The 26,490-nt window shown below is 35.1% G+C and carries 30 protein-coding genes; 15 read left to right on the plus strand and 15 right to left on the minus strand.

Going from position 1 to position 26,490, the window contains the following annotated elements:
• The first annotated feature begins 1 nt into the window (after position 1).
• The gene (gene aat, locus BLT57_RS03785) at positions 2-628 is read left to right on the plus strand and encodes a leucyl/phenylalanyl-tRNA--protein transferase (RefSeq protein ID WP_091422497.1); all 627 of its coding nucleotides are present in this window, start codon (positions 2-4) and stop codon (positions 626-628) included.
• A gap of 1 nt (position 629) precedes the next feature.
• Here aat and BLT57_RS03790 read toward each other — a convergent pair whose 3' ends face one another.
• Complete coding sequence (locus tag BLT57_RS03790; protein ID WP_091422500.1) at positions 630-1,193, minus strand: DNA-3-methyladenine glycosylase I; 564 nt, start codon at positions 1,191-1,193, stop codon at positions 630-632.
• Positions 1,194-1,336: 143 nt separating this feature from the next.
• Between BLT57_RS03790 and BLT57_RS03795 the strand changes: the two genes are divergently transcribed.
• The gene (locus tag BLT57_RS03795; protein ID WP_091422504.1) at positions 1,337-1,957 is read left to right on the plus strand and encodes a thioredoxin family protein; all 621 of its coding nucleotides are present in this window, start codon (positions 1,337-1,339) and stop codon (positions 1,955-1,957) included.
• Here the strand turns inward: BLT57_RS03795 and BLT57_RS03800 are convergent.
• The 6 genes from BLT57_RS03800 to BLT57_RS03825 all read right to left on the minus strand — a co-directional run bounded on the left by BLT57_RS03800 (position 1,954) and on the right by BLT57_RS03825 (position 6,114).
• On the minus strand, positions 1,954-2,712 hold the full coding sequence (locus BLT57_RS03800; protein ID WP_091422507.1) for a hypothetical protein: 759 nt from the start codon (positions 2,710-2,712) through the stop codon (positions 1,954-1,956). The two genes, BLT57_RS03795 and BLT57_RS03800, sit on opposite strands and share 4 nt — an antisense overlap.
• Positions 2,713-2,770: 58 nt before the next feature.
• Positions 2,771-3,313 (minus strand): hypothetical protein, encoded by a 543-nt coding sequence (locus BLT57_RS03805; protein ID WP_091422511.1) that lies wholly within the window; start codon positions 3,311-3,313, stop codon positions 2,771-2,773.
• 35 nt (positions 3,314-3,348) lie between these two features.
• Positions 3,349-4,044 (minus strand): tRNA pseudouridine(55) synthase TruB, encoded by a 696-nt coding sequence (truB, locus tag BLT57_RS03810; protein ID WP_091422514.1) that lies wholly within the window; start codon positions 4,042-4,044, stop codon positions 3,349-3,351.
• A gap of 3 nt (positions 4,045-4,047) precedes the next feature.
• A complete protein-coding gene (locus BLT57_RS03815; protein ID WP_091422517.1) occupies positions 4,048-4,842 on the minus strand; it encodes an undecaprenyl-diphosphate phosphatase in 795 nt (264 codons plus the stop codon).
• Positions 4,843-4,912: 70 nt separating this feature from the next.
• The gene (locus BLT57_RS03820; protein ID WP_091422521.1) at positions 4,913-5,179 is read right to left on the minus strand and encodes a DUF3098 domain-containing protein; all 267 of its coding nucleotides are present in this window, start codon (positions 5,177-5,179) and stop codon (positions 4,913-4,915) included.
• A gap of 56 nt (positions 5,180-5,235) precedes the next feature.
• Positions 5,236-6,114, minus strand: a complete 879-nt coding sequence (locus BLT57_RS03825; RefSeq protein WP_091422524.1) for an ABC transporter permease — start codon at positions 6,112-6,114, stop codon at positions 5,236-5,238.
• A 121-nt stretch (positions 6,115-6,235) separates the two neighbouring features.
• On the opposite strand from BLT57_RS03825, the gene leuS reads away from it, so the two are divergent.
• The 5 genes from leuS to BLT57_RS03850 all read left to right on the plus strand — a co-directional run bounded on the left by leuS (position 6,236) and on the right by BLT57_RS03850 (position 12,038).
• Entirely contained in the window at positions 6,236-9,052 is a 2,817-nt protein-coding gene (leuS, locus tag BLT57_RS03830) for a leucine--tRNA ligase (RefSeq protein ID WP_091422527.1), read from the plus strand.
• A 2-nt stretch (positions 9,053-9,054) separates the two neighbouring features.
• A complete protein-coding gene (locus BLT57_RS03835; RefSeq protein WP_091422530.1) occupies positions 9,055-9,399 on the plus strand; it encodes a hypothetical protein in 345 nt (114 codons plus the stop codon).
• Positions 9,400-9,550: 151 nt separating this feature from the next.
• Positions 9,551-10,651 (plus strand): alanine dehydrogenase, encoded by a 1,101-nt coding sequence (ald, locus tag BLT57_RS03840; RefSeq protein ID WP_091422532.1) that lies wholly within the window; start codon positions 9,551-9,553, stop codon positions 10,649-10,651.
• Between the two features lie 90 nt (positions 10,652-10,741).
• A complete protein-coding gene (locus BLT57_RS03845; protein WP_157717113.1) occupies positions 10,742-11,257 on the plus strand; it encodes a hypothetical protein in 516 nt (171 codons plus the stop codon).
• 76 nt (positions 11,258-11,333) lie between these two features.
• Positions 11,334-12,038, plus strand: coding sequence for a zinc metallopeptidase (locus BLT57_RS03850; protein ID WP_091422537.1), 705 nt, complete (start codon positions 11,334-11,336; stop codon positions 12,036-12,038).
• A gap of 57 nt (positions 12,039-12,095) precedes the next feature.
• On the opposite strand, the gene BLT57_RS03855 is transcribed toward BLT57_RS03850, so the two are convergent.
• The 3 genes from BLT57_RS03855 to BLT57_RS03870 all read right to left on the minus strand — a co-directional run bounded on the left by BLT57_RS03855 (position 12,096) and on the right by BLT57_RS03870 (position 14,592).
• Positions 12,096-12,773: a response regulator transcription factor gene (locus BLT57_RS03855; RefSeq protein ID WP_091422539.1), complete on the minus strand. Its 678-nt coding sequence runs from the start codon at positions 12,771-12,773 to the stop codon at positions 12,096-12,098.
• Positions 12,766-13,569: a sensor histidine kinase gene (locus BLT57_RS03860; RefSeq protein WP_091422542.1), complete on the minus strand. Its 804-nt coding sequence runs from the start codon at positions 13,567-13,569 to the stop codon at positions 12,766-12,768. The genes BLT57_RS03855 and BLT57_RS03860 overlap by 8 nt, the downstream gene beginning before the upstream one ends.
• A 618-nt stretch (positions 13,570-14,187) precedes the next feature.
• Complete coding sequence (locus BLT57_RS03870) at positions 14,188-14,592, minus strand: hypothetical protein (RefSeq protein WP_091422547.1); 405 nt, start codon at positions 14,590-14,592, stop codon at positions 14,188-14,190.
• A gap of 186 nt (positions 14,593-14,778) precedes the next feature.
• Between BLT57_RS03870 and BLT57_RS03875 the strand changes: the two genes are divergently transcribed.
• The 3 genes from BLT57_RS03875 to BLT57_RS03885 all read left to right on the plus strand — a co-directional run bounded on the left by BLT57_RS03875 (position 14,779) and on the right by BLT57_RS03885 (position 17,044).
• The gene (locus BLT57_RS03875; RefSeq protein ID WP_172827426.1) at positions 14,779-15,327 is read left to right on the plus strand and encodes a phage tail protein; all 549 of its coding nucleotides are present in this window, start codon (positions 14,779-14,781) and stop codon (positions 15,325-15,327) included.
• Between the two features lie 40 nt (positions 15,328-15,367).
• Entirely contained in the window at positions 15,368-15,919 is a 552-nt protein-coding gene (locus tag BLT57_RS03880) for a phage tail protein (RefSeq protein ID WP_091422551.1), read from the plus strand.
• Positions 15,920-16,036: 117 nt separating this feature from the next.
• On the plus strand, positions 16,037-17,044 hold the full coding sequence (locus BLT57_RS03885) for a T9SS type A sorting domain-containing protein (protein ID WP_091422554.1): 1,008 nt from the start codon (positions 16,037-16,039) through the stop codon (positions 17,042-17,044).
• A gap of 67 nt (positions 17,045-17,111) precedes the next feature.
• On the opposite strand, the gene BLT57_RS03890 is transcribed toward BLT57_RS03885, so the two are convergent.
• On the minus strand, positions 17,112-17,582 hold the full coding sequence (locus BLT57_RS03890) for an Lrp/AsnC ligand binding domain-containing protein (RefSeq protein WP_091422556.1): 471 nt from the start codon (positions 17,580-17,582) through the stop codon (positions 17,112-17,114).
• A gap of 52 nt (positions 17,583-17,634) precedes the next feature.
• Positions 17,635-18,999, minus strand: a complete 1,365-nt coding sequence (locus BLT57_RS03895; protein WP_091422559.1) for a saccharopine dehydrogenase family protein — start codon at positions 18,997-18,999, stop codon at positions 17,635-17,637.
• A 153-nt stretch (positions 19,000-19,152) separates the two neighbouring features.
• Here BLT57_RS03895 and BLT57_RS03900 point away from each other — a divergent pair, with 153 nt between their 5' ends.
• Complete coding sequence (locus tag BLT57_RS03900; protein WP_091422562.1) at positions 19,153-19,548, plus strand: DUF423 domain-containing protein; 396 nt, start codon at positions 19,153-19,155, stop codon at positions 19,546-19,548.
• A 60-nt stretch (positions 19,549-19,608) separates the two neighbouring features.
• A complete protein-coding gene (pckA, locus tag BLT57_RS03905; RefSeq protein ID WP_091422565.1) occupies positions 19,609-21,219 on the plus strand; it encodes a phosphoenolpyruvate carboxykinase (ATP) in 1,611 nt (536 codons plus the stop codon).
• A gap of 67 nt (positions 21,220-21,286) precedes the next feature.
• Here pckA and BLT57_RS03910 read toward each other — a convergent pair whose 3' ends face one another.
• The gene (locus BLT57_RS03910) at positions 21,287-22,039 is read right to left on the minus strand and encodes a uroporphyrinogen-III synthase (protein WP_091422568.1); all 753 of its coding nucleotides are present in this window, start codon (positions 22,037-22,039) and stop codon (positions 21,287-21,289) included.
• Positions 22,040-22,054: 15 nt separating this feature from the next.
• Positions 22,055-22,708 (minus strand): DUF4271 domain-containing protein, encoded by a 654-nt coding sequence (locus tag BLT57_RS03915; RefSeq protein WP_091422572.1) that lies wholly within the window; start codon positions 22,706-22,708, stop codon positions 22,055-22,057.
• A 164-nt stretch (positions 22,709-22,872) separates the two neighbouring features.
• Between BLT57_RS03915 and BLT57_RS03920 the strand changes: the two genes are divergently transcribed.
• The 3 genes from BLT57_RS03920 to BLT57_RS03930 are packed head-to-tail and all read left to right on the plus strand — an operon-like array spanning position 22,873 to position 25,425.
• Positions 22,873-23,598: a polyprenol monophosphomannose synthase gene (locus BLT57_RS03920; protein WP_091422575.1), complete on the plus strand. Its 726-nt coding sequence runs from the start codon at positions 22,873-22,875 to the stop codon at positions 23,596-23,598.
• 1 nt (position 23,599) lies between these two features.
• The gene (locus BLT57_RS03925) at positions 23,600-24,946 is read left to right on the plus strand and encodes a dihydroorotase (RefSeq protein WP_091422577.1); all 1,347 of its coding nucleotides are present in this window, start codon (positions 23,600-23,602) and stop codon (positions 24,944-24,946) included.
• Entirely contained in the window at positions 24,943-25,425 is a 483-nt protein-coding gene (locus tag BLT57_RS03930; protein WP_091422580.1) for a DUF4296 domain-containing protein, read from the plus strand. The genes BLT57_RS03925 and BLT57_RS03930 overlap by 4 nt, the downstream gene beginning before the upstream one ends.
• Here the strand turns inward: BLT57_RS03930 and BLT57_RS03935 are convergent.
• Positions 25,392-26,420: an NAD-dependent epimerase/dehydratase family protein gene (locus BLT57_RS03935; protein WP_091422582.1), complete on the minus strand. Its 1,029-nt coding sequence runs from the start codon at positions 26,418-26,420 to the stop codon at positions 25,392-25,394. The genes BLT57_RS03930 and BLT57_RS03935 overlap by 34 nt on opposite strands.
• Positions 26,421-26,490: the final 70 nt, after the last annotated feature.

Here is a 26,490-nt window from a genome sequence, read left to right on the forward strand (position 1 = left end):
TATGCACTTTTTAAATACTGATATTGTTTTTCCAGATGTGTCTTTGGCTTCAAAAGAAGGCATAGTCGCTTTAGGTGGAGATCTGTCTCCGCAGCGATTACTATTGGCTTATCAAAGTGGAATTTTTCCTTGGTTTGAACAAGATGAGCCTATAGTATGGTGGTCTCCTGACCCACGATTTGTTCTATTTCCAGAGAAATTGAAAGTATCTAAAAGTATGAAACAGGTATTGCGACATAGGGATTTTGAAGTGACTATAAACAAAGATTTTGAGGCTGTTATTGCCAATTGCTCCTCAATAAATCGAGATGGTGAGCATGGGACATGGATTACTCAAAGCATGAAGGAAGCCTATACGTTATTGTTTAAATTAGGTTATGCCATTTCTGTTGAAGTCTGGCAAGACAAAGAATTGGTTGGTGGTTTGTATGGTGTTGACGTTAATAATGGGGTGTTTAGTGGCGAAAGTATGTTCAGCAAGGTAAGTAATGCGAGTAAGGTGGGCTTTATTACTTTTATTCAAAATTCAGATTATAAATTAATAGACTGTCAAGTTTTTACAAAACATCTCGCTAGTTTAGGCGCTGAAGATATTACAAGGTCTGAATTCTTAACGTATTTAGGCTAGTCTACACAGCATCATATCTAAAACAATTAACTTCGTGATCATTAACCATTCCTGTTGCTTGCATATGTGCATAAACAACAGTAGAACCAACAAACTTAAAACCGCGCTTTTTTAGATCTTTACTAATGATATCACTCAATGGTGTATTTGCAGGTGCGTCTTTATAACTTTTTAAACTGTTTTTAACAGACTTACCATCAACAAAAGCCCAAATATATGTTGAGAACGAACCGAATTCTTTTTGGATATTCATGAAGGCTTGTGAATTGCTAATAGTCGCATTAATTTTCAATTTGTTTCTAATAATCCCAGTATTTTGTATCAAAGCATCTATCTTTTTATCATCATAAGTAGCAATTTTTCGATAGTCAAAATCGTCAAATGCTTTTCTGAAATTCTCTCGTTTTCTAAGAATGGTTATCCAACTTAAACCGGCTTGGAAGGTTTCTAAGATTAAGAATTCAAATAAGGTATCATCATCACGAACGGGAACACCCCATTCCTCATCATGATAGGCTTCATATAAAGCATCTCCTAAACACCAACCACATCTATGTTTCTCCATAAAATAGTATTGAATTTTAAATGTAGTAAGTTTTTTATAAAGAATCCGTCTTAATGTAGAGTACAATTTTATCGAAGGCAAATTTTATGATTTAAGTCAGTATTCTTTAACTAAGTTTAACCTAATTTTGTAATACAAATCACATGACTACATTGGAACAGACATCATTAAACCAAATCATAAAAGATAGTTTGAAAAGAGCAATATCTTATCAGGACTATCGCAAACTAGTACAACAATTAGTGAAAGAAGAATCTACTTCTGGAGATGATAAAACGGAAGCTTTAGCTAATTATACCATGCTTAATGATCGTCGCATGAAACGATGGGATAAAACCGTGAAAATTTCCGAAGACATCAAAACTAAATTGTTTAATTATAAAGGAAATATCACCTGGTTGGTGATTACCGAAAGTTGGTGTGGTGATGCCGCTCACGTGATTCCAGTTTTAAATAAGTTGGCTGAATTGAATCCTAATATCAATTTAAAATTAGTCTTTAGAGATGAAAATGAAGCATTGATGGATCAGTTTTTAACTCATGGAGGACGAGCTATTGCAAAATTAATCATGATTGATAATAACATTGGTGACGTCACCGCCACATTTGGACCTCGACCTAGTGAAGCTACAAAAATGGTAGCTGCTTATAAAAGGGAACACGGACAATTAACGCCTGATTTTAAAGAGGACTTACAAGGTTGGTACAATAAAGACAAAGGTCAAAATATTATAAATGACGTGATGAGTATGTTGGGACTCTAATGTTTTCCTTGAAAATAATAAGTAATTGAGCCAATTTGTTGTTTTCGATCTGCGGAAGAGAAACGTGCATTTTTCGCATATTCTATGGCATGATCAATTAAACATTGGTTATCGGTTGAAGACGATGAATTGATATAAGTTTCTGTTACCAGACCTACTGCATTAACTTTAATATTAACAACGATCTTTCCAGTTTCTTCGCAGAGATACACAGGAGGTGGTAAACTCACTTTCGTCCGGTTGGACAACGAAAAGGAAACACTGCTACTTTTATTGCCTTCACTGGTCTTGTCATCTTTTTTTGTTGAGTGCATGGCCAATATATCATTAGCTTTATTAAAGGTTTTACGTTCTTTTTCGTTTAAAGCATAAGTTTTAGATGAACTAATTTCAGTGTTAGAAGTTAATAACTCTTCTGGATTCTCAGAGCTCTCTTCCGTAGGCTTTTCGGTATCTTCTGCAACCTCTTGAAAATCATTGGAGTTCACAGTTTTAAAATTACGCATCATTTGTTTGAACTCTTCATCTTCGTTAAACGCCTGATTGGATTTAGGGTTTAAGTTAGCGAGTTCTTCAATACGCTTTTGTAGTTCTTGGTCCTCTAGTTCCTCTGTTGTAGGGGGCTCAAGTTGATAATAGCTTTCGGTAACAGATACAGTCTTTTGTTTGATATGAAAACTGAACATAGCAAGTACAATCGTTCCTGTAATTAGGGTCGTTAGAATGAAGGCTTTATGTTTTTCAATAAAATCCAAGTAGGTTTAATTTTGTTATGAGTTGGTCATTAATATACGTCAAAGTAGTAAAAAAAGATTAGAACAGCATAAATTCCAAGAAAACAGAAAAGCTAGATAACTTTTCTGTTTGTCTAAAACCGTAGCGTTTTCGGCTAAAATCGAATCCAATAAGCCAGGAATTTTTAAAATTGTCATCAAATGCCCGATAACCAAATCCTACTTTATAAGTGGTGCCATCTTCAAATGCCTTTCCCAGACTCACTAATTTTCCGTAACCACCACGTACGAAAACAACATCATCAAAATCAAAGATATTATAAGTGAAGTCTAAATAAAGAGGTAAAAAATTCAGATTTTGATTTATATAATGAGCATATTCTATATTAAGGCCCACACTGGTTCGGTTATCAAATTGATAGCCTAATGTATTGTTGAAGAAAATTCCGTTGACATCAATAAACGACTCGTCATTATCATTAAACAGTGTGTAATCTTCATTATTAATGAGTGTAGCAGATACTGAGGCTTTATAAAAAACACCATTTGTTTTTTCTTGTTCTTGGGAGTAGAGTGCTCCATAACAGAGAAGCAAAATTAATGTTGAGATTTGTCTAGTCATTAATGATTATTTTAGACCTAACGCTACAACAAAAATTATTCCGAAGCTAAGGACAAAATGAAATCATTTGGAGAAACGGCATTTTTAACATCAAACGCACCAATTTTAGTACGACGTAAAACCGATAGATGTGCACCAGAATCTAGAGCCTTACCAAAATCGTGAGCAAGCGAACGAATGTAAGTTCCTTTGCTACATACTACCCTGAAGTTGATATTTAAACCATTAATAGTTGTAATCTCAAATTTTGAAATTTCTACAGGTCTCGATTTGATATCTACGTTTTCACCTGCTCGCGCATATTCATATAAGCGTTTACCATCTTTTTTTAATGCAGAAAACACAGGAGGATATTGTTCAATAGTACCAATGAATTGTTCGGTAGCTTTGTGAATCATCTCTTCGGAAATATGAGCAGTAGGGTAGGTGCAGTCTATATCCGTTTCTAAATCATAAGACGGAGTTGTGCTACCTAATACGAAGGTTCCTGTATATTCTTTGTCTTGACCTTGAAAGGTATTTATCTGCTTGGTCATCTTACCTGTACAAATAATTAAAAGGCCAGTTGCTAGAGGGTCAAGCGTCCCTGCATGACCAACTTTTATTTTTTTGATATCAAATGCTTGCCTGATTTCCCAACGCAGTTTGTTCACGGCCTGAAAGGATGTCCAAGTCAACGGTTTGTCTATGAGTAGTACTTGACCAGATTTAAAGTCTTCTCCAGATGTCATATATTAATTCATTGAAGCATAAGTGATCGCAATAAAGCCTACCACCACACAGTAAATAGCAAAGTAAGTTAGCTTACTCTTTTTAACTAGTGAAATCATCCAAGTACATGCAAATAATCCTGAAACAAAAGCCGCAATAAAACCAGCAGAAAGGATTGTAAAGTTAGTACTGTCGTAGCTAATAGTCCCTGTGAGGACATCTTTCCCTATTTTACCGAAAATTAATGGCACTACCATTAAAAATGAAAATCGTGCAGCTTTGGTTTTATCATTTCCAAGCAAAACCGATGTTGAAATCGTTGCTCCAGATCGTGAGATACCAGGCAGCATGGCGATGGCTTGGGCAAAGCCTATAATTAGAGCATTTTTAAAACTTACTTTCTTATCAGTATGTTTGGCTTTGTCAGCAAGATATAATAGGAATGCGGTTAGCAATAACATAAAACCTACCAATTGAATATTGCCTCCAAATAGTTCGGCGAGTTCAGATTCGTAGTTGTAGCCAATAAGTACAGCGGGAATCATAGAGATGATAATTTTTGTTAGGAATTGTAGATCTTCATTCCATTGAAATTTTAGAATACCTTTAAGGATTACCCAAATATCCTTTCTGAAAACCACCATAGTACTTAAAGCAGTGGCAAAATGCAAAACAACCGTGAAGAGTAAACTTTCCTCTGGAATGGAATCGTCACCTAGAATCGCTTTTCCAAGTTCTAAATGCCCACTAGATGATACAGGTAAAAATTCGGTAAGTCCTTGAATAATTCCTAATATAATTGAATCTAAAATATCCATATTTAGCAAATATCAATTAACCTAATTCAAATTCCAAATAAGAAAATTGAAAACTCTTTTTAGAAATGGATTATTTCGACTTAGAATGTTTGTTTGGGTTTAATAATATGGCATACACTTGAATACCAAAACCGATGAGTACTAAAGTTGGGGCTAATCTAATGCGTCTCCAGTTAAAAATACTTTCATCAAATACATTGGGATCATTGCTGCCACCGCCAGACATTAATATAAAACCAAGTCCAATACATGCTAATCCAATAAGCATGAATTTGTAGTTTTTCTTTCCGAAGATAAATTCGTCTTTAGTAGCGTCTTTGCGTTTTTGTTCTCCCATGTTTTAAATATGATGTAAATATAAAAGAAATTTTAGTTCAAATTCTTAATTAAATATTAATAGTATAACTGATCTGTCTTTAAATTAAGGAAACGCTGGGTAGCAATAAACGTACTAATCCAAGTAATCAAAACTCCTAAGAGAAAGACGCCAATAAATAATACAGCGATTAAAACTGGTTTTTGCAGTAATTCTAGCTCTGGAAACGTTCTATCGAGGTAGTATAAAACCACAGCCATTCCAATAAGTGCGACGATAGCTCCAATAACACCCAATTGGATACTCTTAAAAACAAATGGTTTTCTAATGAATCGTTTCGTGGCGCCTACCATTTGCATCGTTTTAATAATAAAACGCTTAGAATACACAGCTAAGCGTATTGAACTATTGATGAGTAGCACTGCAATCAATGTAAAAAGAGCACTTAAAATTAGCACCCAGAAAGTAATTCTCTTGACGTTATTATTCATGATTTCAACCAAATCGTTATCATAAGTAATATCTTCAATAAATGCTTTGTTCGCTAATTCTGCGGCAATCCCATCTAAAGTTTCGTTGGTAACAAAATCAGCATTTAGGTATATATCAATTGAGTTTTGTAGTGGATTAGCACCAAGAAACTCCATAAAATCTTCACCAATATCGGACTTGATAATTTGGGCAGCTTCTTCTTTAGAAACGTATTTGGCTTCTTTGGTATATTGGGCCATCGCAAGACTTTTTTGAAGTTGATTGACTTCAACTTCTTTTGCTGAATCATTTAAATAGATAGTCACGACTACCTGCTCTCTAAAATGATCTGCTACCTTTTTGGCGTTCAATACTAATAGGCCTAAGCAACCCAATAAGAACAAGACCAAAGCAATGCTAATCACTACTGAAAAGTAGGATGAGATTAATTTTCGTTTTTGATATCTGTCAAATGAGGTGCTCATAAAAGTGCCGGATTAATGATGTAAAAATAAAAAACAATTTGTTTGTATAAGGTTTACAACGCTTAAACTTTTAATTGTGTTGTAATACGTGTAAATTTGCGGTCTAAATTTCAGGACTACCATGAGTTATCATTTCAATACTATAGAAGCCAAATGGCAGAAATATTGGGCAGAACACCAGACGTTTAAAGCTAAAAACAATAGTGATAAGCCCAAGTATTATGTGTTAGATATGTTCCCTTATCCAAGTGGTGCGGGATTGCATGTTGGGCATCCGCTGGGCTATATTGCTAGTGATATTTATGCACGGTATAAGCGTCATAAGGGATTTAATGTTTTGCATCCCCAAGGATATGATAGTTTTGGATTACCCGCTGAACAATATGCGATTCAAACAGGTCAACATCCAGCCATTACTACAGAAACTAATATTAAAACCTATCGTCGTCAGTTAGATCAAATCGGATTTTCATTTGACTGGAGTCGAGAAGTGCGTACAAGTGATCCAAACTATTACAAATGGACACAATGGATTTTTATTCAGTTGTTTGAGTCATGGTACAATAACGATACAAATCAAGCGGAACATATGGATACCTTAATTTCGAAATTTTCTTCCGAAGGGAATGCCTTTGTAAATGCTGTTTGTGATGATAATATTTTAGCGTTTACAGCTCAAGATTGGGCTCGTTTTTCTTCAATAGAACAACAAGAGATTTTATTGAAATACCGCCTGACATATCTCGCCGAAACAGAAGTGAACTGGTGCCCTGCGTTAGGAACAGTTTTAGCCAATGACGAAATCGTTAATGGTGTTTCTGAACGTGGAGGACATCCTGTGATTAGAAAGAAAATGACCCAATGGAGTATGCGAATTTCAGCTTATGCCGAACGCTTGCTTCAGGGCCTAGAGACCATAGATTGGACAGATGCACTCAAGGAGAGTCAGCGCAACTGGATTGGTAAATCGGTTGGTGCTAGTGTGACATTCAATGTGAATAGTCATGATGAGGTGATTGAAGTCTTTACAACCCGTCCTGATACTATTTTTGGTGTGTCGTTTATGACCTTAGCACCAGAGCATGACTTGGTATCAAAAATTACAACTGCAGATCAAAAAACAGAGGTAGAAGCTTATATTCAAGCAACAGCAAAACGCAGTGAACGCGATCGTATGGCAGATGTCAAAACCATTTCAGGTGTATGTACAGGTGCCTATGCTGAGCATCCATTTACCAAAGAGCCTATTCCAATCTGGATTGGTGATTACGTCTTAGCAGGCTATGGAACAGGAGCTGTGATGTCTGTGCCTTGTGGAGACCAACGCGATTATGATTTTGCAACACATTTTAATATTCCAATCCCTAACATTTTTGAAGGAGTTGATATTTCTGAAGCAGCTTTTGACGATAAAGCAAATACGATTATTACTAATAGTGATTTCCTTAACGGAATGAACTATAAAAAAGCGACGAAACGCGCGATATATGAATTAGAGCAACTGGGTCAAGGCGAAGGAAAAACAAATTACCGATTGCGTGATGCTGTATTTAGCAGACAACGATATTGGGGAGAACCGTTCCCAGCGTATTACGTGAATGGCATGCCGCAAATGATAAACAAAGAACATTTGCCTATTCGTTTGCCAGAAGTTGAAAAATATCTGCCAACAGAAGAAGGTGAGCCTCCTTTGGGTCGCGCTGATGTTTGGGCTTGGTGCACCAAAACTAACACGGTAGTTACTAATGACAATATAAATAATAAAACAGTGTTTCCTCTAGAACTCAACACCATGCCAGGCTGGGCAGGAAGCTCGTGGTACTTCTTTAGATATATGGAAGAAGCCATGCGTGATGAAGTGTTTGCAAGTGAAGAGGCACTTAGCTATTGGGAAAATGTCGATTTATATATAGGTGGAAGCGAACATGCGACAGGTCATTTATTATACTCCCGTTTTTGGGTGAAGTTTATGCATGATAGAGGTTTTGTCAATGTAGACGAGCCTTTTAAAAAGCTGATTAACCAAGGGATGATATTAGGAACTAGTGCATTTGTATATAGAGAAGAAGGCACGAATAGGTTTTTGTCTAAAGGCTTAATTGCAAATACAAAAGTTCAGCCTATCCACTCCGATGTTGCTTTTGTCAATGCCTCTGATGAATTAGATATTGATGCTTTTAAAACTTGGCGAGATGAATTTAAAGACGCAGAGTTCATTCTTGAAAAAGGCGTTTATAAAGTGGGTCGCGAAGTCGAAAAAATGTCGAAGTCTAAATACAACGTCGTTAATCCAGATGCCATTTGCGAGCAATATGGTGCCGATAGTCTGCGTCTCTACGAAATGTTCTTAGGGCCTCTAGAGCAAGCAAAACCTTGGAACACGGCAGGAATTACTGGAGTTCATGGTTTCCTTAAAAAACTATGGAAATTGTATGTGGGTGATAACGGTTTAAACGTTAACGATGCTCAACCAACAAAAGACAACCTAAAGACATTACATAAAACCATCAAAAAAGTAGAAGAAGATATCGAGAATTTCTCGTTTAATACTTCGGTGTCTACGTTTATGATTGCAGTCAATGAATTGACAGCTCAAAAATGCACGAGCAAAGTAATTCTTGAACCTTTACTCATCGTATTGTCACCTTATGCACCTCATATTGCGGAAGAGCTCTGGAGCAGTCTTGGAAATGACGAGTCAATCTCAATAGCAACATTTCCGAAGTTTGAAGCGCAGCATTTAGTGGAGAGCAGCAAGAATTATCCAATATCATTTAATGGAAAGACACGTTTCACCTTAGAATTGCCCTTAGATATGAACAAAGAGGAGATTGAAAAAACAGTCATGGCTCACGAAAAAACAATAGCCCAATTACAAGGGCGTACACCTAAAAAAGTGATAGTGGTTCCAGGTAAGATTGTAAATATAGTGGGTTAGAAATGTATAAGAAAACGCTTTTCATATTGGTTATTGCGATTGTAATTAGCGTTATTCTCATTTCAATCAATGAAAATCAATTTGATGAAGCGAATTGGAAGAATGATCCTTTGACTCGTTATACCATGGCTAAGGATATTGTTGAAAATGAATTACTTATTGGAGAATCAAAATCGGATGTTTTGTTACGTTTAGGAGAAGCTAAAACCTCTAATTTAGAAGGGAAAGATCATTTAATATATCCCTTAGGAAAAGCGCCTAGTTTTTTTGAATCGAAAGATGAAAGCCTAATTATTATATTTGACAATGATACTGTGTCTAAAGTGATACACTCTAAAGAGAATTGAGAAAATGATACGGTGTATAAAATTGAAAACTTCATAATAGAAACTTCATATTTTACGAAATTCATAAAAATTAATAGGAACTTACCATTCCAAGAGTGTTATGACAAATTTCATCGTATTTTTCTATGGATAACCATTAATATTTTAACAGGTGACTATAGGAATTCCGAAAGAAATTAAGAACAATGAAAACCGCGTAGGAATGACGCCTGCGGGAGTTTTTGAATTAGTAAAAAACAATCATACGGTAGTTATTCAAAAGGATGCAGGGTTTGGTAGTGGCTTTTTGGATAAAGATTACCAAGATGTTGGAGCTGTAATCATAGATACGATTGACGAAGTATATGCCTTAGGTGACATGATAGTTAAGGTAAAAGAGCCTATCGAAAAAGAGTATTCTTTAATTACTTCAAAACATGTAATTTTCACCTATTTCCATTTTGCATCAAGTGAAACCCTTACCAAACAAATGCTTAAAAGTAATGCAGTTTGTATCGCCTATGAAACGGTTGAAGATGAAGATGGTTCGTTGCCGCTATTAACACCAATGTCTGAAGTGGCTGGAAGAATGGCGATTCAACAAGGCGCTAAATATTTAGAGAAACCTATAAAGGGCCGAGGCGTATTGCTTGGAGGTGTTCCCGGTGTGCCTCCAGGACGTGTATTAGTTTTAGGAGCTGGGATAGTTGGTGTTCAAGCGGCTAAAATGGCTGCTGGCCTTGGTGCTCATGTGACAATTATGGACATTAATATGAAACAGTTACGTTATGTCAATGATGTGATGCCAAATCATGTAGTTACCGAGTTTTCTAGCGAGTACAATATTAGAAAACGAATAAAAAATCATGATTTAATTATTGGAGGTGTACTCATAAAAGGGGCTAAAGCTCCTAAACTTGTCACTCGAGATATGCTAAAAGATATGCGACCTGGAACTGTTATCGTAGATGTTGCAGTAGATCAAGGTGGTTGTATTGAGACTACAAAAGCAACAACTCATGAAAATCCAACTTATATTATTGACGATGTGGTGCATTATTGCGTGGCTAACATGCCTGGAGCGGTTCCATATACGTCCACATTAGCCCTAACCAATGTCACACTCCCTTACGTTTTAAAGCTTGCTAATATGGGCTGGGAAATGGCATGTGATAAAGACCAAACTTTGGCAAAGGGCTTGAATATTGTCAAAGGTAAGATTGTTTATAAAGAAATTGCTGAAGCATTTAATTGGCAAATTGATGCGATGTAAAAGCAATAAATTATAGTTGCGTTTTGCCTTTTTAACTGGTAATGGCCAAGTACTTCAGTAACTTTTACTATTTTTACTAAAATGTTAATTATGAGAGTTTTAACGACAGTATTAGTGCTATTGATTTGTTTTTCGGTACAAGGCCAAGACAAGGTATTTCCAGACGACTATGTAGGTGTTTATAAAGGGGATCTTGTTATAATAAATGAAAATGGGCAACAAAATGTGGGGATGGAGTTTCACCTTCAAGCCACAGATTCCATCCACACTTTTGACTATAAACTGGTATATGCGAGTGGTTCCAAACCTATGGAAAAAGTGTATAAGCTTATCATTAAGGATCGTTCAAAAGGTGAATTCATGGTCGATGAGAATAATGGAATTTTATTGAATGCGAATTATTTTAATAACACCTTATACAGTGTATTTCAAGTCAGGAATAGTTTAATCACAACAACCGAAACTTTTTATGAGGATAGAATGGAGTTTAAGATTGTATTCTCTAATATGAGTGATAACGTCATTGTTGATGGCGAAGAAAACACGGTTCAAGTCACAAATTATCCAGTAAGTGTCATACAAAAAGCAGTTTTGATCAAACAGTAACTGACAAAATTACTGAAGTGTTATTTGGCGCACTTTTTGTTATATTTATCATGAACAATTTTAATAAAAATTACATATGAATGGATTATTCGGATACTATATATTAATTGGAGCCATAGCATTGGTGAGCTGGTTAGTTAGTAATCAGTTAAAACGAAAATTTGCAAAGTACTCAAAAGTACAGTTGCGAAATGGAATGAATGGTAAGGAGATCGCAGAGAAGATGCTAGCAGATAATGGGATTAGCGACGTAGAGGTAATTTCAGTTAAAGGTCAACTTACAGATCATTACAACCCAAAAAATAAAACGGTAAATTTAAGTGAATCTGTTTACAATCAGCGTAATGCAGCCTCAGCGGCTGTGTCAGCTCATGAGTGCGGTCATGCCGTACAACATGCTCAGGCGTACAAAGCACTTGAAATGCGTTCGGCATTGGTGCCAATTGTCTCGGTAACTTCAGGAATGTCTCAATGGTTGGTTATTGGCGGATTAGTGCTAGGGGCTGCCGCAGGTGTAGGATTAGGATATTATGTTGCTGTTGCTGGTCTAATCTTTATGGGATTCGCAACCGTATTCAGTTTAATAACATTGCCAGTAGAATATGATGCAAGTAACAGAGCATTAGCATGGTTAAAAGCAAAAAATGTGGTAACCCCTGAAGAATATAAAGGATCTGAAGATGCCTTAAAATGGGCTGCAAGAACCTATTTGGTGGCCGCTATCGGAGCACTGGCATCATTGTTATATTGGGCCTTACAAGTCTTTGGAGGTCGCGATTAATACATAAAAATAGCATATAAAAAAGCATCCTGAAATGGATGCTTTTTTAGTTTAATCCTAAAACGATTCTTCGAGATTGACTAATTTATTCTGAATCGCATATACAACCAATCCTGCTAAATTCTTAGACTCTGTTTTTAAGAGCAAATTATTGCGATGACCATCCACAGTTCTCGGACTGATAAATAATTGTTCAGCAATTTCATTGGTAGTGAATTGCTGGCAAATCAGTCCTAAAACTTCCTTCTCTCGTTTCGTGAAATAAGTGTTATCAAAATTAGATTTTTTGAGTTGTTCATTATTGTTTAAAAGGCCTTCATGGATGAATTTCATCACTTGCTCATCGTAATAAAAACCTTTTTCAGCTACTTCTTTTATAGTTGTTAGCATCAATTTCGGACTGCTATTCTTGGCTAAATAGGCTACAGCACCAATAGATATCATATTGATGATAAACGGTTTACTGAAGTAACTGGTGAGAGCAATAATTCTGATATTAGGAAACTCTTTTTTAATGAGTTTCGTGGTTTCCACACCGTTAAGCTTAGGCATTTTTAAATCGGTAATTATGACGTCTGGTACCTTCGTAGCTGCCCTTAATTTTTTCATTAAGTCACTACCGTCTTCGGCATCAAAGAGAATATCAAGATGCTCTTCTTTGTTTAAAATTGAAATAAGACCACGCCTAAACAATAGCTCATCATCAGCTATTGCAATCGTAATTTTGTCATCCATAAGAGTTGCAATTTATTTTAAATATACTTCCTGTTAATTCAGAGCTCTCAACAAAAAGCTGTCCATTTAAAATAGCAACTCTACTCTTAATATTTTGTAATCCTATTCCAGATTTCTTGCTGTTTTTGGTAACGTCAAATCCCACGCCGTTATCTTTAAACATTAATGCAAATCCGGTTTTTTCTTTTTTTAATAGCATTTTTAATTCATCCGCTTTTCCATGAACAAGGGCGTTATTAATAAGCTCTTGAGCAATTCGGAAAACATGAAGTGCGTTGCTTTTATCAAGATGATCTATAGCATCGATGTCATGTTTTATTTTAATAGATGTATTCGATGTAAACTCATCAAATAATTCTTCTAGTGCGACCTTGAGTCCAAATTCATCTAATATCGGAGGAATAAGTTCGTGCGCAATTTTTCTTGAACTTTCTAAGGTTTTAGTCGTAATGTCAAGTATATGGTTTAAAGCTTCCTTATGTTCTGGTTGAATGGTTTCATCGTCTATGAGTACATTGGTTGTTAAACTCACCACATTTAGTTTTGAACTAATTGCATCATGTAAATCTTGGGCAATCCTGTTGCGTTCTACTTCCTGTACTTTGATGGTGTTTTGTAATATTTTTTTTTGATGACCTAGTTTGATGTTTATTTTTTCAACTTCTTTTTCAATAATTTTTCGTCTGGAATAATAGAAAAACAATATCAACCCTAGTGTTACTAGAACCAAAAAAATTAAACCATAAACAAGTGCGCCGATTATGAGCTCTTGGCTGGTTGAAATTTGATTTTCCATTCTATCAGAATTAAAACTAAATATAAGACGTATAATAGCTTGTTTATGATCCAAATTTTTGTGATCAAGTCATTTCTAAACTCTGCCAAATAATTTCCTAAAATAAAAATCAGGGTGCTCGTTGTAAGATACACAAGAATGCCAGAATTAACAAGCATATATTCACCGTTTTTACTCAATGAGTTGTAAAGGTGTATTATTGAATATATTATAATTGGAAATGAGGTGATAAATATTTCAAAGAGATTGAATTTGTATATTAATTCCGGGTTTTGTATGTATTGACAGATCAAAACAGTCAATACAAAAATCAAAATAAGAGTCACCCATTTTTTTTGCTTTGAATTAAAAAGAGACCCGAAGAAGAGTGATAAAAATACAAACTGTGCGATGAAATAGATATGTGATAAATGAAGATTAGGTTCACTATTATAAGCAAGAATAGAGCTAAACACCATTACAATTCCAGAAACAAATAAGTAGAGCGATAGAAACAAAAGAGCTACATTTTTTTTAACAATAATGTAGCTCCTTGTATAAAGTAATGCATTTAAGACAATTAGAAATAACCCTAAGTATTGTAATAAGTCATCAAATTGCTTCATGCAGATCGTTTATTTAATGATTAAGTGGGCTTTTAGGGTCACAATTACTCGGACATGGTTTTGTGAAATCAAAAGCACCACTACCTATAAGTTTAGCGCCACCATCTGTCGGGAAAGAGCCGTTTTCAACAATATCGCTTTGTATAGCGCCATTTTTTACCGTACCAACAATCACCAGTTTTTCACCAAAACCTTCAGATTGGCTTTCATCTGCACCCATGTAAGTTCTCACTTGAGCATTGGGGTCGTCTGCCACTAAATTGCCATTCTTGTCTCTAGAAATCGTAAGACCCATTTCGGTCATACACATTAATAAATCAGCCACAGGAATTAAGAATGCTTTGGCATGATTAGGATTGTCATTTTGCCATTTTAAAGTCCATGCTTTTGCATCAGATAGTTTTACGGGATTTGTCATTTTTATACTAGTTTATTAGGTTAATTTGGCATTAAAGCTACATCAATAGTTTTTAAAAAAATAGTTGTGTAATAAAAATAGGTATATCTACCTGTTTTTGCCTTATAGTGGTTTTGCGGTAAAATTCTGATACCTAAAACCCGACATTTGATCTTCATATTAACCAATTAGAAAAATACAAAAATTATGAATCCGTATTTAGCACAGATTATTATGTTTGCCGGAACTTTTGCCCCAAGAGGTTGGGCGTTTTGCAGCGGACAGCTATTACCCATTTCTCAATATTCGGCATTGTTCTCTTTAATAGGAACGATCTATGGTGGAGATGGAAGAACTACTTTTGCACTTCCTGATTTAAGAGGTCGTTTACCAAAAGGAATGGGGTCAGGACCTGGATTGTCACCAGTTCAAGAAGGTGAAAAAAGTGGTCGAGAACTTGTTGGTTTGACTATAGCAAACATGCCAGCTCATAGCCATGATGGCAGTAGTTTAAGCATGTCATTAGCTTGTAACGAAGAGGATGGGGATAATGAAGAACCTTCAGGTAGAAACTTTGGAATCGCTTCAGCTGGAACTCCTTATAATTCTTCTCCAAACGACGCGACTTTTGGCGGAGGAACTGTCTCTGGAAATACTGGAAATCAAGGATCTGGTCAGCAATTTGATATCCAAAACCCATTTTTAGGGGTTAATTATATCATTGCTTTACAAGGAACATTTCCACCAAGAAGCTAAACTAAAACAAATAAAACTTTAATTTAAAAAATACAATATTATGGATGATACATATATAGGTGTAATAGAAATGTTCGGAGGAAACTTTGCACCAAGAAACTGGGCATTTTGTAACGGTCAATTATTAGCAATTAGTCAATATCAAGCTTTGTTTTCAATTTTGGGAACAACTTACGGCGGTGATGGAAGAACAACTTTCGCTTTACCAGATTTAAGAGGTCGTGTTCCAAAACATGTAGGTAATGGTCCTGGATTACAACCTGTTACACTAGGAGAGAAAGCTGGTCGAGAAACTGTGGGCTTAACAACTGGAAATTTACCTTCTCATGCTCATGATGGAAGTAGTTTATCTGCAACATTAGGCTGTAATGAGGAGGATGGAGATAATGATGAGCCATCAGGGCGCAATATAGGTATTGCATCTGCTGGAACACCTTATAATTCTAGTCCTAATGACGCTAGTTTTGGTGGAGGATCAGTATCAGGAAATACAGGTTTACAAGGTGGAAATCAACCATTTGATATCCAAAACCCATTTTTAGGGATGAATTATATCATTTGCATGCAAGGCTTATATCCGCCAAGAAGCTAATAAGATATATTAAATGTAGGTTAAATCTTATGTTATTATATCGAATATTTTAGATATTGAAGTACCACGTCAAATAGATGTGGTACTTTTATCGTATTAACAATTAATATATAAACTATGAAAACAAAACTACTTTTACTTTCTTTTTGCGCGAGTATAATGATGTACTCAAACTCTACAAAAGCACAGACGGTATTGGCACCGGGCGATATTGCAGTATTTTGGTATCAAGCTGATACACCTGACTCCTTTGCATTTACAACTTTTGTAGATATCATGCCTGGAACACAAATTTTATTTACAGATTGTGGTGCGGTTCCAGCAGGAACTTTTGATCCTGCGGGCTGTGGCGAAGGTGCATTTGTTTACACCGCACCTACTGGTGGACTAACAATTGGTGATATTGTTCAATATAACGATCTTGCACCAGGTCCTGATTTTGCAGATTATGGAGGAGACAGCACTATTATAGGTGGTACCGGTATGTCATTGTCTACTGGAGGTGATCAAATCACTGTTATTCAGGGTACTGGTGTTGCTCCAACATTTATTTCTATGTTAAGTGGATCATCTACTACCTTTTCAGGTGATGATAGCCTAAGTACAACACAAACTAACTTATTTACAGGATTGGTTGATACAGGATTACCTAGAACAGCTGTTGCAGTAGGTTCTGGACCTGCGCCGTCGCAAGAAAATGATAATGCTATGTATACTGGAGTTTATACTTTTGCTACTGTTGATGAAGCCAAAATTGCTTTGACTAATCCAGCAAATTACTATGGTACTCAGGCAATTACTGATGGAACATACGCTGCTTTAGTAGGAGGTATACCTGCGGTATTTACGTATACAACGCTTTCAACTGGAGATGTTACATTAGAGAACTCTGTATTTGTTGCACCTAATCCTTCAAATGGAACTATCACTATAAAGAATGCAGGGAATGTGTTGCAATCTGCTGTGATCACAGATCTAAACGGTAGACTAGTTTCACAATTAAATTTAAATGGAAATACTGGAGATCAAGAAATTAATTTATCAAATGTGTTATCGTCAGGAATGTATTTTATGACGATCTCTACAGAAAATCAATCGACAATTAAAAAGATTATTATCAAGTAATCTAATCGTATACTTTTAAATAGAAAAGGCAGCCATATAGGTTGCCTTTTTTTGTTATATGCGGATTTTAAATCTTAATCTGTCGATCAATTTGCTGATCTAAAGAAATAAAGGTTTCGGTTCTAGAGACCCCTGTAATTGATTGAATATCATGATTAAGAACATGCATTAAGTGTGCATTATCTTTGCATAATACTTTGATGAAAACACTCCAATTTCCAGTCGTATAGTGGCATTCTAATACTTCAGGTATTTTTTGTAACTGCTTTACAGCTTGCGGATTACTTACCGCTTTATCAAGAAAAACACCAATAAAAGCCATCGTGGTATATCCTAAAACTTTGGGGTTAATAACAAATTTAGACCCTGAAATTAATCCTGATTTCTCCAGTTTCCGTAAGCGCTGATGAATAGCAGCACCCGAAATACCTACCAATCTGGCAATTTCTAAAATAGGGGTTCTAGCGTCTGTCATCAAAGCACGTAGTATCTTTTTGTCAATACCATCAATTTGAATGTTTTGGTTTACTATTTTCATAAGATCTTCGGAAATTTCGGTTGTTATACCATTTGATAACTAGCCATTGAAATTACGCATTCAAAGGATTATATCCTAAATACGGGACTTCTTTTTCAGTGAATTGAATGCCATATTCCTTGAGTTCTTCAAGGATAGGTTCATAGACTTCTCGACGTATAGGAATTTGAACACCAGGAGTTGAAATTTTTCCATTTAAGATATCCATTGTGGCTATGGCTACCGGTAAACCTACTGTTTTTGCCATGGCGGTATAGGTCTGGTCTTCACCAATAGTTACCATGGTTGCATCAATTTGATGACGTTTACCATTGAGCTCATATCCAAACTTATGATACATGACAATCATGTCTTTATCGGTTTCATCAAGTGTCCAACTATCCATTAATATCTTCTGAAGAATTTGTGCTGGTGTCGCTTTTTTAATTTCAACCATTTTTGTTTTACTGAAAATATCTAACTCTTCAAGTTTGTCCCAAACAATATCATCTTGGTCAATTTTGAGTGCATGTCGAAACTTAAGTTCCACAGAATCTGTGGGACTATATGGAAGAAATGCATTTACGAAATCACGATAGCTCATGTTTTCACTGTCATCTATAGTGTAGCTGTCATCGGTCATTCCTAAAAGCACAAATATGTTCCATGCCCGACTAAAGCCAACACGACGCATCGTGCCTCTATATAATGTTTCAACATGATCTAACCCATAAACGGATTGGTATTTAAGTGAATCCCTATTGGCATAAGCTTCAAAGCGGCCAAAACCGTCAATTTCCAAAAATTCGGTACGTCTAAATAAGCGGTTGTATGGAATGTATTTATATGAGCTTTCTTGAAGAAACTTGGCAGCACTTCCTTGACCAGCTAAAACCACATTTCTAGGGTTCCAAGTAAACTTATAATTCCATAAATTATTATCACTTTCAGGAGCGACAAGACCTCCAGTAAAAGATTCAAACAAAATCATTTTACCACCTTGGTCTCTTATTCTATCTATGACCTGCATAGCACTCATGTGGTCGATACCAGGATCTACTCCAATTTCGTTCATAAACACCAAACCTTTTTCTGTAGCCGCAGGATTTAATTCTTGCATCTCTTCACTGACGTAAGACGCAGTGACCATGTTTTTCCCATAGTTAATACAGTCTTTAGCTACTTCTATATGAAAACGCGCTGGAAGCATTGAGACCACGATATCGGCATTTTGAACAGCTTGTTCTCTTGAAGATTTATCAAAAACATCTAAGCTGATGGCATTAGCATTTTTATGACCATCAATTAATTTATTAGCATTACTTGTGTTAATGTCACCAACAATGATATGAAGATTTTCTTTTTCAGATTTGTCTAATAAATATTTTATAAGGTATGATGCTGATTTTCCAGAACCAATAACTAAAATTTTTCGCATAATGGGATGAGTTGAGTAATTTTGTTAATGAAATTTAAGTTGTGTGTACTGTTTCAAATGAATGCCTTTAGATGCGTTCACAAAACGGATAACAAATGTCAACACGAATGTAATAAATACAACGGTTTATAAAAACCTAAATCTAATATATATATGAACAAAAAAATTCTAATCATGGGTAGCCTTTTAGGACTAATAGCTATTGTTTTAGGCGCTTTTGGCGCACATGGTTTAAAGTCAGTAATTAGCATTGAATCACAACAATCGTTTGAGACTGGTGTGCGCTACCAAATGTACCACGCACTTTTTCTGCTATTTGTAGGAAGCTATTCTGGAATAGGTCTAAAGACGAAACAAGTCATTTTTTATTTGGTGCTACTTGGTGTTCTTTTTTTCTCGGGATCCATATACGGATTAGCGACAAATGACCTTTCAGGATTTGATTTTAAGGCAATTGGTTTTATAACACCTATTGGCGGACTCTTATTAATTATCGCTTGGGCCATATTGTTAATAAAGTTTTTGAAAACCAAGGCTGATAAATCTTAAAATTAACAGACTACTTTAAAATATTGTTTAATTTTGCAGCCTAAACAACACATACAAATTATGGTAAACCATACACCAACAACGAAAACGATTTCGTTAGAATCTTACGGCATTAAGGATGCTGAAGTAAAATATCAATTATCACCTGTCGAACTGCAAGAACTAGCTGTGGCAAAGGGTCAAGGAGTAGAAACTTCTAACGGCACCTTAGCAGTGAATACTGGCGAATTTACTGGCCGATCTCCGCAGGATAGATTCATCGTCAAAGATGATATTACCAAGGATCGTGTTTGGTGGGGAAATATCAATAAACCATTTGAGTCTGATAAGTTTCAAAAGTTATATGAAAAAATAACAGCGTATTTATCTCACAAAGAAGTCTTTGTTCGAGATTGTTATGCTTGCGCAGATGACAATTATAGATTGAACATACGAGTCATTAACGAATACCCTTGGTCTAACATGTTTGTTTATAATATGTTTTTAAGGCCTTCAGAGGAAGAATTGCAAGGTTTTACGCCAGAATGGACTGTAATTAATGCGCCAGGTTTTATGGCAGATGCTGATATTGATGGCACCAGACAACATAATTTTGCCATTTTAGATTTTACACGTAAAATGGCCATAGTTGGTGGAACAGGATACACTGGAGAAATCAAGAAAGGAATATTCTCTGCACTAAATTTTGTACTACCAGTTTTTAAGAACACCTTACCAATGCACTGTAGTGCTAATGTCGGTAAAGATGGAGATACTGCAATCTTTTTTGGATTATCAGGCACAGGAAAAACAACCTTGTCTACAGATCCAGACCGCAGCTTAATTGGAGACGACGAACACGGTTGGACCAATGAAAATACCGTCTTTAATTTTGAAGGAGGTTGTTACGCCAAGGTGATTAATTTAACACGTGACCAAGAACCAGAAATCTACGATGCAATTAAACCAGGAGCCATACTAGAAAATGTAATTCTAGATGATAAGGGTGATGTTGATTTTGGGGATACAACGATTACTCAAAATACTAGGGTAAGTTACCCGCTTTATCATATAGAGAATATTAGAAAGCCTTCAATAGGTAAAAACCCAAAAAATATATTTTTCTTAACGGCTGATGCCTTTGGAGTGTTACCTCCAATTTCAAAATTAACGCCAGGTCAAGCAGCGTATCATTTTATTTCTGGATACACTGCCAAAGTAGCTGGAACTGAAGCCGGAATTGACGAACCATTGCCAAGTTTCTCGGCATGTTTTGGAGCACCGTTTATGCCTTTACATCCTACAAAATATGCAGAAATGCTAAGTGCTAAAATGAAGGAAACAGGTGTTAATGTTTGGTTGGTAAATACAGGTTGGACTGGTGGACCTTATGGTGTTGGTTCTAGAATGAAATTGAAGTATACAAGAGCAATGATAAGTGCTGCAATGGACGGAAGTTTAGAAGCCGCTAATAAGGATAATTATCATCTGCATTCTGTTTTTGGAGTACAGCAACCTAGAACGTGTCCAAATGTTCCAACAGAAGTATTAAGCCCAAGATCAACTTGGAATAATGATGAAGGCTACTATAAGACTGCTTATAAGTTATCACAATCATTTAGAGACAATTTCAAAAAGTTTGAAGATTATGCCAATGAAGAAATTATGGCAGGTGCTCCAAATCTTAAATAGAAAATATCAGGACATAAAAAAATGCGATTTCAATTAGAAATCGCATTTTTTTTATCGTAATATGTCTTTATTTTCCTTTATTAGTTTTCTCTATATATTTCTCGAGAGCCATAGTCATGGAAGGCGTTTCAGGGGTTGGTGCTGAAATATCAACACGTAATCCTCGCGATTCAACGGCTTTGATTGTTGTATTTCCAAAGACAGCAATACGTGTATCGTTTTGCTTGAATTCAGGGAAATTATGAAATAAGGATTCAATTCCTGAAGGGCTGAAGAATACTAAAATATCATAATATACATTAGCTAGATCGGAAAGATCACTAATAACAGTTTTGTAAAAGACAGATTCTTTCCATTTAACACCTAAATTGTTCAAAATTTCTGGAACCTCTGGTTTTAATTTATCAGTCGTAGGTAATAAGAATGATTCGTCTTTATACTTCTTTATTAAAGGGCATAAGTCTGAAAACAAACGTTTACCAACATAGATTTTACGTTTTCTATATACCACGTATTTCTGAAGATAATATGCTACAGCCTCAGATTGACAAAAATATTTCATTGTGTCTGGAACTTTAAATCGCATTTCATCTGCTACTCTAAAAAAATGATCAACAGAGTTTCTACTGGTTAGAATGATAGCCGTATAGTGAGAAAGATCAACTTTTTGTTGTCTGATTTCTTTGGCTTCTACACCTTCAACATGGATAAATGGTCTGAAATCAATCTTAACCTTTTGCTTTTCTTGAAGATCATAGTAAGGCGAATTTTCTATTTTAGGCTCGGGCTGAGATACTAAAATCGTTTTCACTTTCGTCATATTACTTAAAGTGTTTTAAGCGTTGAAATCTTTAATTAACTTATATAAAATCAGATAGGGTCCAATTTCAAGTGCGCAAAGATACAAAATAAAATAGAAAATGTTGTTTAAAAGTAATTTTTGATGATTTTTAAATGACGTAATAAAACCAACAAGATTAACAAGAATAATAAGCCCAATAACGAGGTAAATAAGAGTTTTAGAAGGGGAAACAGCGTAAATCAGTACGCAGTTAATTGGGAAGAGAAGAAACCCAGAATAATTTTTAAAGGTGGTTTTCTGAAATAAGTAAGCATCTATCAGTTCATCTATCTCGAAAAGGCTTCCTATTAAACGTTCTAATAATACTTTTATTAAGAATAAAACACCTATTCCAAATAATAATTTAAAAAATTGATTGAGGTTAAAATCAGCAGGATTGACCAATGTTGAATAACTTACATAGGCAAACACTGATACAGAAATAATAAGATTAAAAAAAAGTAAAGCATCAAAACCATCAACAAATTTTTGATCTCTCGCATAAATCTTTAAATACTTAGAGTTTCCAATAACTGCCAAAAAGTCTTTAAAACGATGTGCAAAAAGGTATTTGCTAAGAGTCAAGCACACCAAGCCCAGGAGTAAAAATATGGTAAACCAATCATTAGAAATTATGTCTCTAAGCATAGTCACAAAATTAGTAAGAAAATTTGACGAATGGATGAGATACGATTGGCAAGTTGTGATCGCATCTAGAAGATTAACAATGTTTGTGATTTTAACATTTAAATTTAAATGATAAAACACTTACTTTTGCTCTTAACAACAATCTAAAGCGAATCAAATAGTACATGAAAGATGCACTTGTCATTATACCAACTTTTAATGAGATAGAAAATATTGAGGCTATTATCAAAGCCATACTAGCTCAAGAAAAAGATTTCGATATTTTAGTTGTAGATGATAATTCGCCAGATGGAACTAGTGCAAAGGTAAAGGAGTTACAATCAGAATTTCAAGATCAGCTTCATTTATTATTAAGAGCAAATAAAACAGGCTTGGGTACAGCTTATATTGATGGGTTTAAATGGGCCTTACAACATCCGTATGATTATATTTTTGAAATGGATGCTGATTTTTCACATAACCCGAAGGACCTCATTCACCTATACAATGCATGTGCTATAAAAGGTGCTGATATATCCATTGGATCACGCTATGTTGATGGCGTAGTAAATGTAGTAAATTGGCCAGTGAGTCGTGTATTGCTATCTTATGGAGCATCAAGATATGTAAGATTTATTACAAGAATGAAAATTGCTGATACGACCGCAGGATTCGTTTGTTATAAACGAAAAGTTTTAGAAACGATTAATTTGGATGAGATTAAGTTCGTGGGATATGCTTTTCAAATTGAAATGAAGTTTAAAGCCTATTTGAAGAAATTCAATATTATTGAAGTTCCTGTTGTGTTTACAGATCGAACAAAAGGAAAATCAAAAATGAGTGGAAGTATAATATCTGAAGCTATTTTTGGTGTGATTAAAATGAAATTTAATAGTTTATTTAGTAATTAAGATGGAAAAGAAGACAATACTTATTAAAAATGCCAAAATTGTAAACGAAGGTAAAGTGGTGGAAGGCGATATTTTAATTGAAAACGAAATTATTAAAGAGGTCTCCGATTCAATTAGCGCGAAATTTGCCGATGTTGTCGTTATTGATGTTGAAGGTAATTATGTCTTTCCCGGAGTTATAGATGATCAGGTGCATTTTAGAGAGCCTGGTTTAACGCACAAAGGCAATATTGAAACCGAGTCAAGAGCAGCCATAGCAGGAGGGATTACTTCATTTATTGAAATGCCTAATACAAATCCTCAAACTACAACTGTTGAAAAACTCGAAGAGAAGTTTGAAATAGCAGGAAATTCTTCGTTTGCTAATTACTCTTTCATGTTTGGGGGAACAAATGATAATTTAGATGAGATATTAAAAGTAGATAGTAAGTCTGTGGCAGGACTTAAATTGTTTTTAGGGTCTTCAACAGGAAACATGTTAGTAGACGATCCAAAGGTGTTAGAGAAAATCTTTCGCAGTACGGATATGGTTATATCGGTTCATTGTGAAGATGAAGCGACAATTAGAAAGAACCTTCAAGAATATATGGACGAGTACGGAGAGGATATTCCAATTGAAAAGCATCCAATCATCAGAAGCGAAGAAGCTTGTTATATATCATCATCTAGGGCTATAAAATTAGCTAAAAAGACTGGAGCAAGATTACACGTTTTTCATCTATCTACCGGAAAAGAAACAAATTTATTTTCGAATAAAATCCCGTTAAAAGACAAAAAAATTACTTCAGAAGTTTGTATCCATCATCTATGGTTTAGTGATGAAGATTATAAAACCAAAGGGACACATATAAAGTGGAATCCAGCGGTTAAAACAGCCTCAGATCGAGACCAATTATGGAAAGCACTTTTAGATGATAGGATTGATGTGATTGCAACAGATCATGCTCCGCATACCTTAGAGGAGAAAAATAATGTTTATACAAAAGCGCCTTCTGGAGGGCCACTAGTTCAACATGCCTTGGTAGCTATGATTGAAATGTTTCACCGAGGTAAAATTACGTTACCTAAAATTGCAGAAAAAATGGCACATAATCCTGCTATTCTTTTTCAAGTTGAAAAACGAGGTTATATTAAGGAAGGTTATTTTGCAGATTTGGTTGTTGTAGATATTAATAACCCATGGTCTGTGAAAAAAGATAATATTTTATACAAGTGCGGATGGTCACCTTTTGAGGGGAATACATTTAAGTCGCGCATTACTCATACGTTCTTAAACGGGACTTTGGTTTATAATAACTTCAAAGTCTTAGACGTTAAAGCAGCAAAACGCCTAACTTTTAATAGATGAGAACTACCATATTCATTTTAACGACACTGTTTCTTTTTGGTTGCAATTCGATTGAGAAGCCAGAAAAACCAGAGAATCTTCTTTCGAAGGATAAAATGGTGGATATCTTATATGATATATATATATTAAATGCGGCCAAAGGAGCTACTAAAACCGTTTTAGTAGATAATGGCATATTTCCACAGGATTATGTTTTTGAAAAGCATAAAATTGATAGTTTGCAATTTGCAAAAAGCAATGAATACTATGGATATTATGTGGAGGAGTATGAATCTATTTTAGGACAATTAGAACAAAAAATAAGTAGAGATAAAGACAAATATCAATTACAGATTGACAAAGAGTTAATAGAACGAGAGCGCAATAAAGATTCTATAAAAACCTTAAGTGATACCTTAAAAGTCAAGAAGAAAAGTAAGAAGATTAAAAAAGTCGACTATAAAGATTACCCGTCAGACAGATCTAAATCATCCAAATAAAATGAAGAAACGTCGCTTATAGATTGGTCAGTCGCTTTAAATTCAAAATCCAAAGCGTTTTTTAGTTTCGAATTGCCATAAATCGTATTGCTCGTTATAGATGCGACTAATTGTTTTGACAATTTTCTGCGTTTTCCAAAAAGTTTATGGTTGAACCAATCCACTCGCCATGCTATCGATAGCAAGAAACTAGTCGCTTCTTTTTTAGCAGGTTCTACCCCTAATTGTTGAGCAGCTTTTTTTTGAAAATCTTGAAATGACAGATTTTCTGCTATTACTATAAAACGTTCATTTGTAATGCTGCTCGCCATTAGCTGGGTCATGCTTTCAATGACGTCTAAAACATCCACATATGCTGAAATACCTTTGGTGTAGTAACTCATTCCTTTGTGAATTTGTCTAAATAAACTGCTGCTTCCGCCACCTTTCCAAAATCCTGGTCCCAAAATAATTCCTGGATTTACAATCACCGCATCAATACCTTCTTGTGTGCCTCTCCAAACTTCCATTTCAGCACCATATTTTGTAATGGCATAAACACTATGATCCAACTCTGGGTTCCATTCGGTCTCTTCAGTAATGACGGTATTAGGATTAGGTTCATGACCAATAGCCGCTATGGAGCTCACATAACACAATTTTTTAATTTGGTTACTAATACATAGATTTACAATATTTGCTGTGCCTTCTATATTTATTTTACGGAGATCAAGATATCTATTTGGTTCAAAGCTAATAAATGCGGCACAATGGTATACATGTGTAATATCTTTAAATGCGAATTCTAAGGTCGGAATATCATTAATGTTGGCGGTAATCCATTCGATTTTATTATACAATGCATCAACATCATTCGTATAATAGGAAAATACTTTTTTTACCGATTCTAATTTATGTGCTCTTCGGTAAATTGCCCGAACCGTTGCATTATTACTCACTAGTTTGAACAATAAATGTGAACCAACCAACCCAGTGCCACCTGTAACTAATATCATTTTGTAAAATTAGTCTTTTTTCTTTTGTGGTATAAATCTATCTTTGCCAAAGATTACTAAAACATCTTAT

This window comes from Formosa sp. Hel1_31_208 (assembly GCF_900104785.1).
In the GTDB taxonomy this organism is placed as follows: domain Bacteria; phylum Bacteroidota; class Bacteroidia; order Flavobacteriales; family Flavobacteriaceae; genus Psychroserpens.

Excerpts from the sequence above, each read along its gene's own strand:
- aat (WP_091422497.1), top strand. The coding sequence starts at position 2 with ATGCACTTTTTAAATACTGATATTGTTTTTCCAGATGTGTCTTTGGCT.
- BLT57_RS03790 (WP_091422500.1), bottom strand. The coding sequence starts at position 1,193 with ATGGAGAAACATAGATGTGGTTGGTGTTTAGGAGATGCTTTATATGAA.
- BLT57_RS03795 (WP_091422504.1), top strand. The coding sequence starts at position 1,337 with ATGACTACATTGGAACAGACATCATTAAACCAAATCATAAAAGATAGT.
- BLT57_RS03805 (WP_091422511.1), bottom strand. The coding sequence starts at position 3,313 with ATGACTAGACAAATCTCAACATTAATTTTGCTTCTCTGTTATGGAGCA.
- truB (WP_091422514.1), bottom strand. The coding sequence starts at position 4,044 with ATGACATCTGGAGAAGACTTTAAATCTGGTCAAGTACTACTCATAGAC.
- BLT57_RS03815 (WP_091422517.1), bottom strand. The coding sequence starts at position 4,842 with ATGGATATTTTAGATTCAATTATATTAGGAATTATTCAAGGACTTACC.
- BLT57_RS03820 (WP_091422521.1), bottom strand. The coding sequence starts at position 5,179 with ATGGGAGAACAAAAACGCAAAGACGCTACTAAAGACGAATTTATCTTC.
- BLT57_RS03825 (WP_091422524.1), bottom strand. The coding sequence starts at position 6,114 with ATGAGCACCTCATTTGACAGATATCAAAAACGAAAATTAATCTCATCC.
- leuS (WP_091422527.1), top strand. The coding sequence starts at position 6,236 with ATGAGTTATCATTTCAATACTATAGAAGCCAAATGGCAGAAATATTGG.
- BLT57_RS03835 (WP_091422530.1), top strand. The coding sequence starts at position 9,055 with ATGTATAAGAAAACGCTTTTCATATTGGTTATTGCGATTGTAATTAGC.
- BLT57_RS03845 (WP_157717113.1), top strand. The coding sequence starts at position 10,742 with ATGAGAGTTTTAACGACAGTATTAGTGCTATTGATTTGTTTTTCGGTA.
- BLT57_RS03850 (WP_091422537.1), top strand. The coding sequence starts at position 11,334 with ATGAATGGATTATTCGGATACTATATATTAATTGGAGCCATAGCATTG.
- BLT57_RS03855 (WP_091422539.1), bottom strand. The coding sequence starts at position 12,773 with ATGGATGACAAAATTACGATTGCAATAGCTGATGATGAGCTATTGTTT.
- BLT57_RS03860 (WP_091422542.1), bottom strand. The coding sequence starts at position 13,569 with ATGGAAAATCAAATTTCAACCAGCCAAGAGCTCATAATCGGCGCACTT.
- BLT57_RS03870 (WP_091422547.1), bottom strand. The coding sequence starts at position 14,592 with ATGACAAATCCCGTAAAACTATCTGATGCAAAAGCATGGACTTTAAAA.
- BLT57_RS03875 (WP_172827426.1), top strand. The coding sequence starts at position 14,779 with ATGAATCCGTATTTAGCACAGATTATTATGTTTGCCGGAACTTTTGCC.
- BLT57_RS03880 (WP_091422551.1), top strand. The coding sequence starts at position 15,368 with ATGGATGATACATATATAGGTGTAATAGAAATGTTCGGAGGAAACTTT.
- BLT57_RS03885 (WP_091422554.1), top strand. The coding sequence starts at position 16,037 with ATGAAAACAAAACTACTTTTACTTTCTTTTTGCGCGAGTATAATGATG.
- BLT57_RS03890 (WP_091422556.1), bottom strand. The coding sequence starts at position 17,582 with ATGAAAATAGTAAACCAAAACATTCAAATTGATGGTATTGACAAAAAG.
- BLT57_RS03895 (WP_091422559.1), bottom strand. The coding sequence starts at position 18,999 with ATGCGAAAAATTTTAGTTATTGGTTCTGGAAAATCAGCATCATACCTT.
- BLT57_RS03900 (WP_091422562.1), top strand. The coding sequence starts at position 19,153 with ATGAACAAAAAAATTCTAATCATGGGTAGCCTTTTAGGACTAATAGCT.
- pckA (WP_091422565.1), top strand. The coding sequence starts at position 19,609 with ATGGTAAACCATACACCAACAACGAAAACGATTTCGTTAGAATCTTAC.
- BLT57_RS03910 (WP_091422568.1), bottom strand. The coding sequence starts at position 22,039 with ATGACGAAAGTGAAAACGATTTTAGTATCTCAGCCCGAGCCTAAAATA.
- BLT57_RS03915 (WP_091422572.1), bottom strand. The coding sequence starts at position 22,708 with ATGCTTAGAGACATAATTTCTAATGATTGGTTTACCATATTTTTACTC.
- BLT57_RS03920 (WP_091422575.1), top strand. The coding sequence starts at position 22,873 with ATGAAAGATGCACTTGTCATTATACCAACTTTTAATGAGATAGAAAAT.
- BLT57_RS03925 (WP_091422577.1), top strand. The coding sequence starts at position 23,600 with ATGGAAAAGAAGACAATACTTATTAAAAATGCCAAAATTGTAAACGAA.
- BLT57_RS03930 (WP_091422580.1), top strand. The coding sequence starts at position 24,943 with ATGAGAACTACCATATTCATTTTAACGACACTGTTTCTTTTTGGTTGC.
- BLT57_RS03935 (WP_091422582.1), bottom strand. The coding sequence starts at position 26,420 with ATGATATTAGTTACAGGTGGCACTGGGTTGGTTGGTTCACATTTATTG.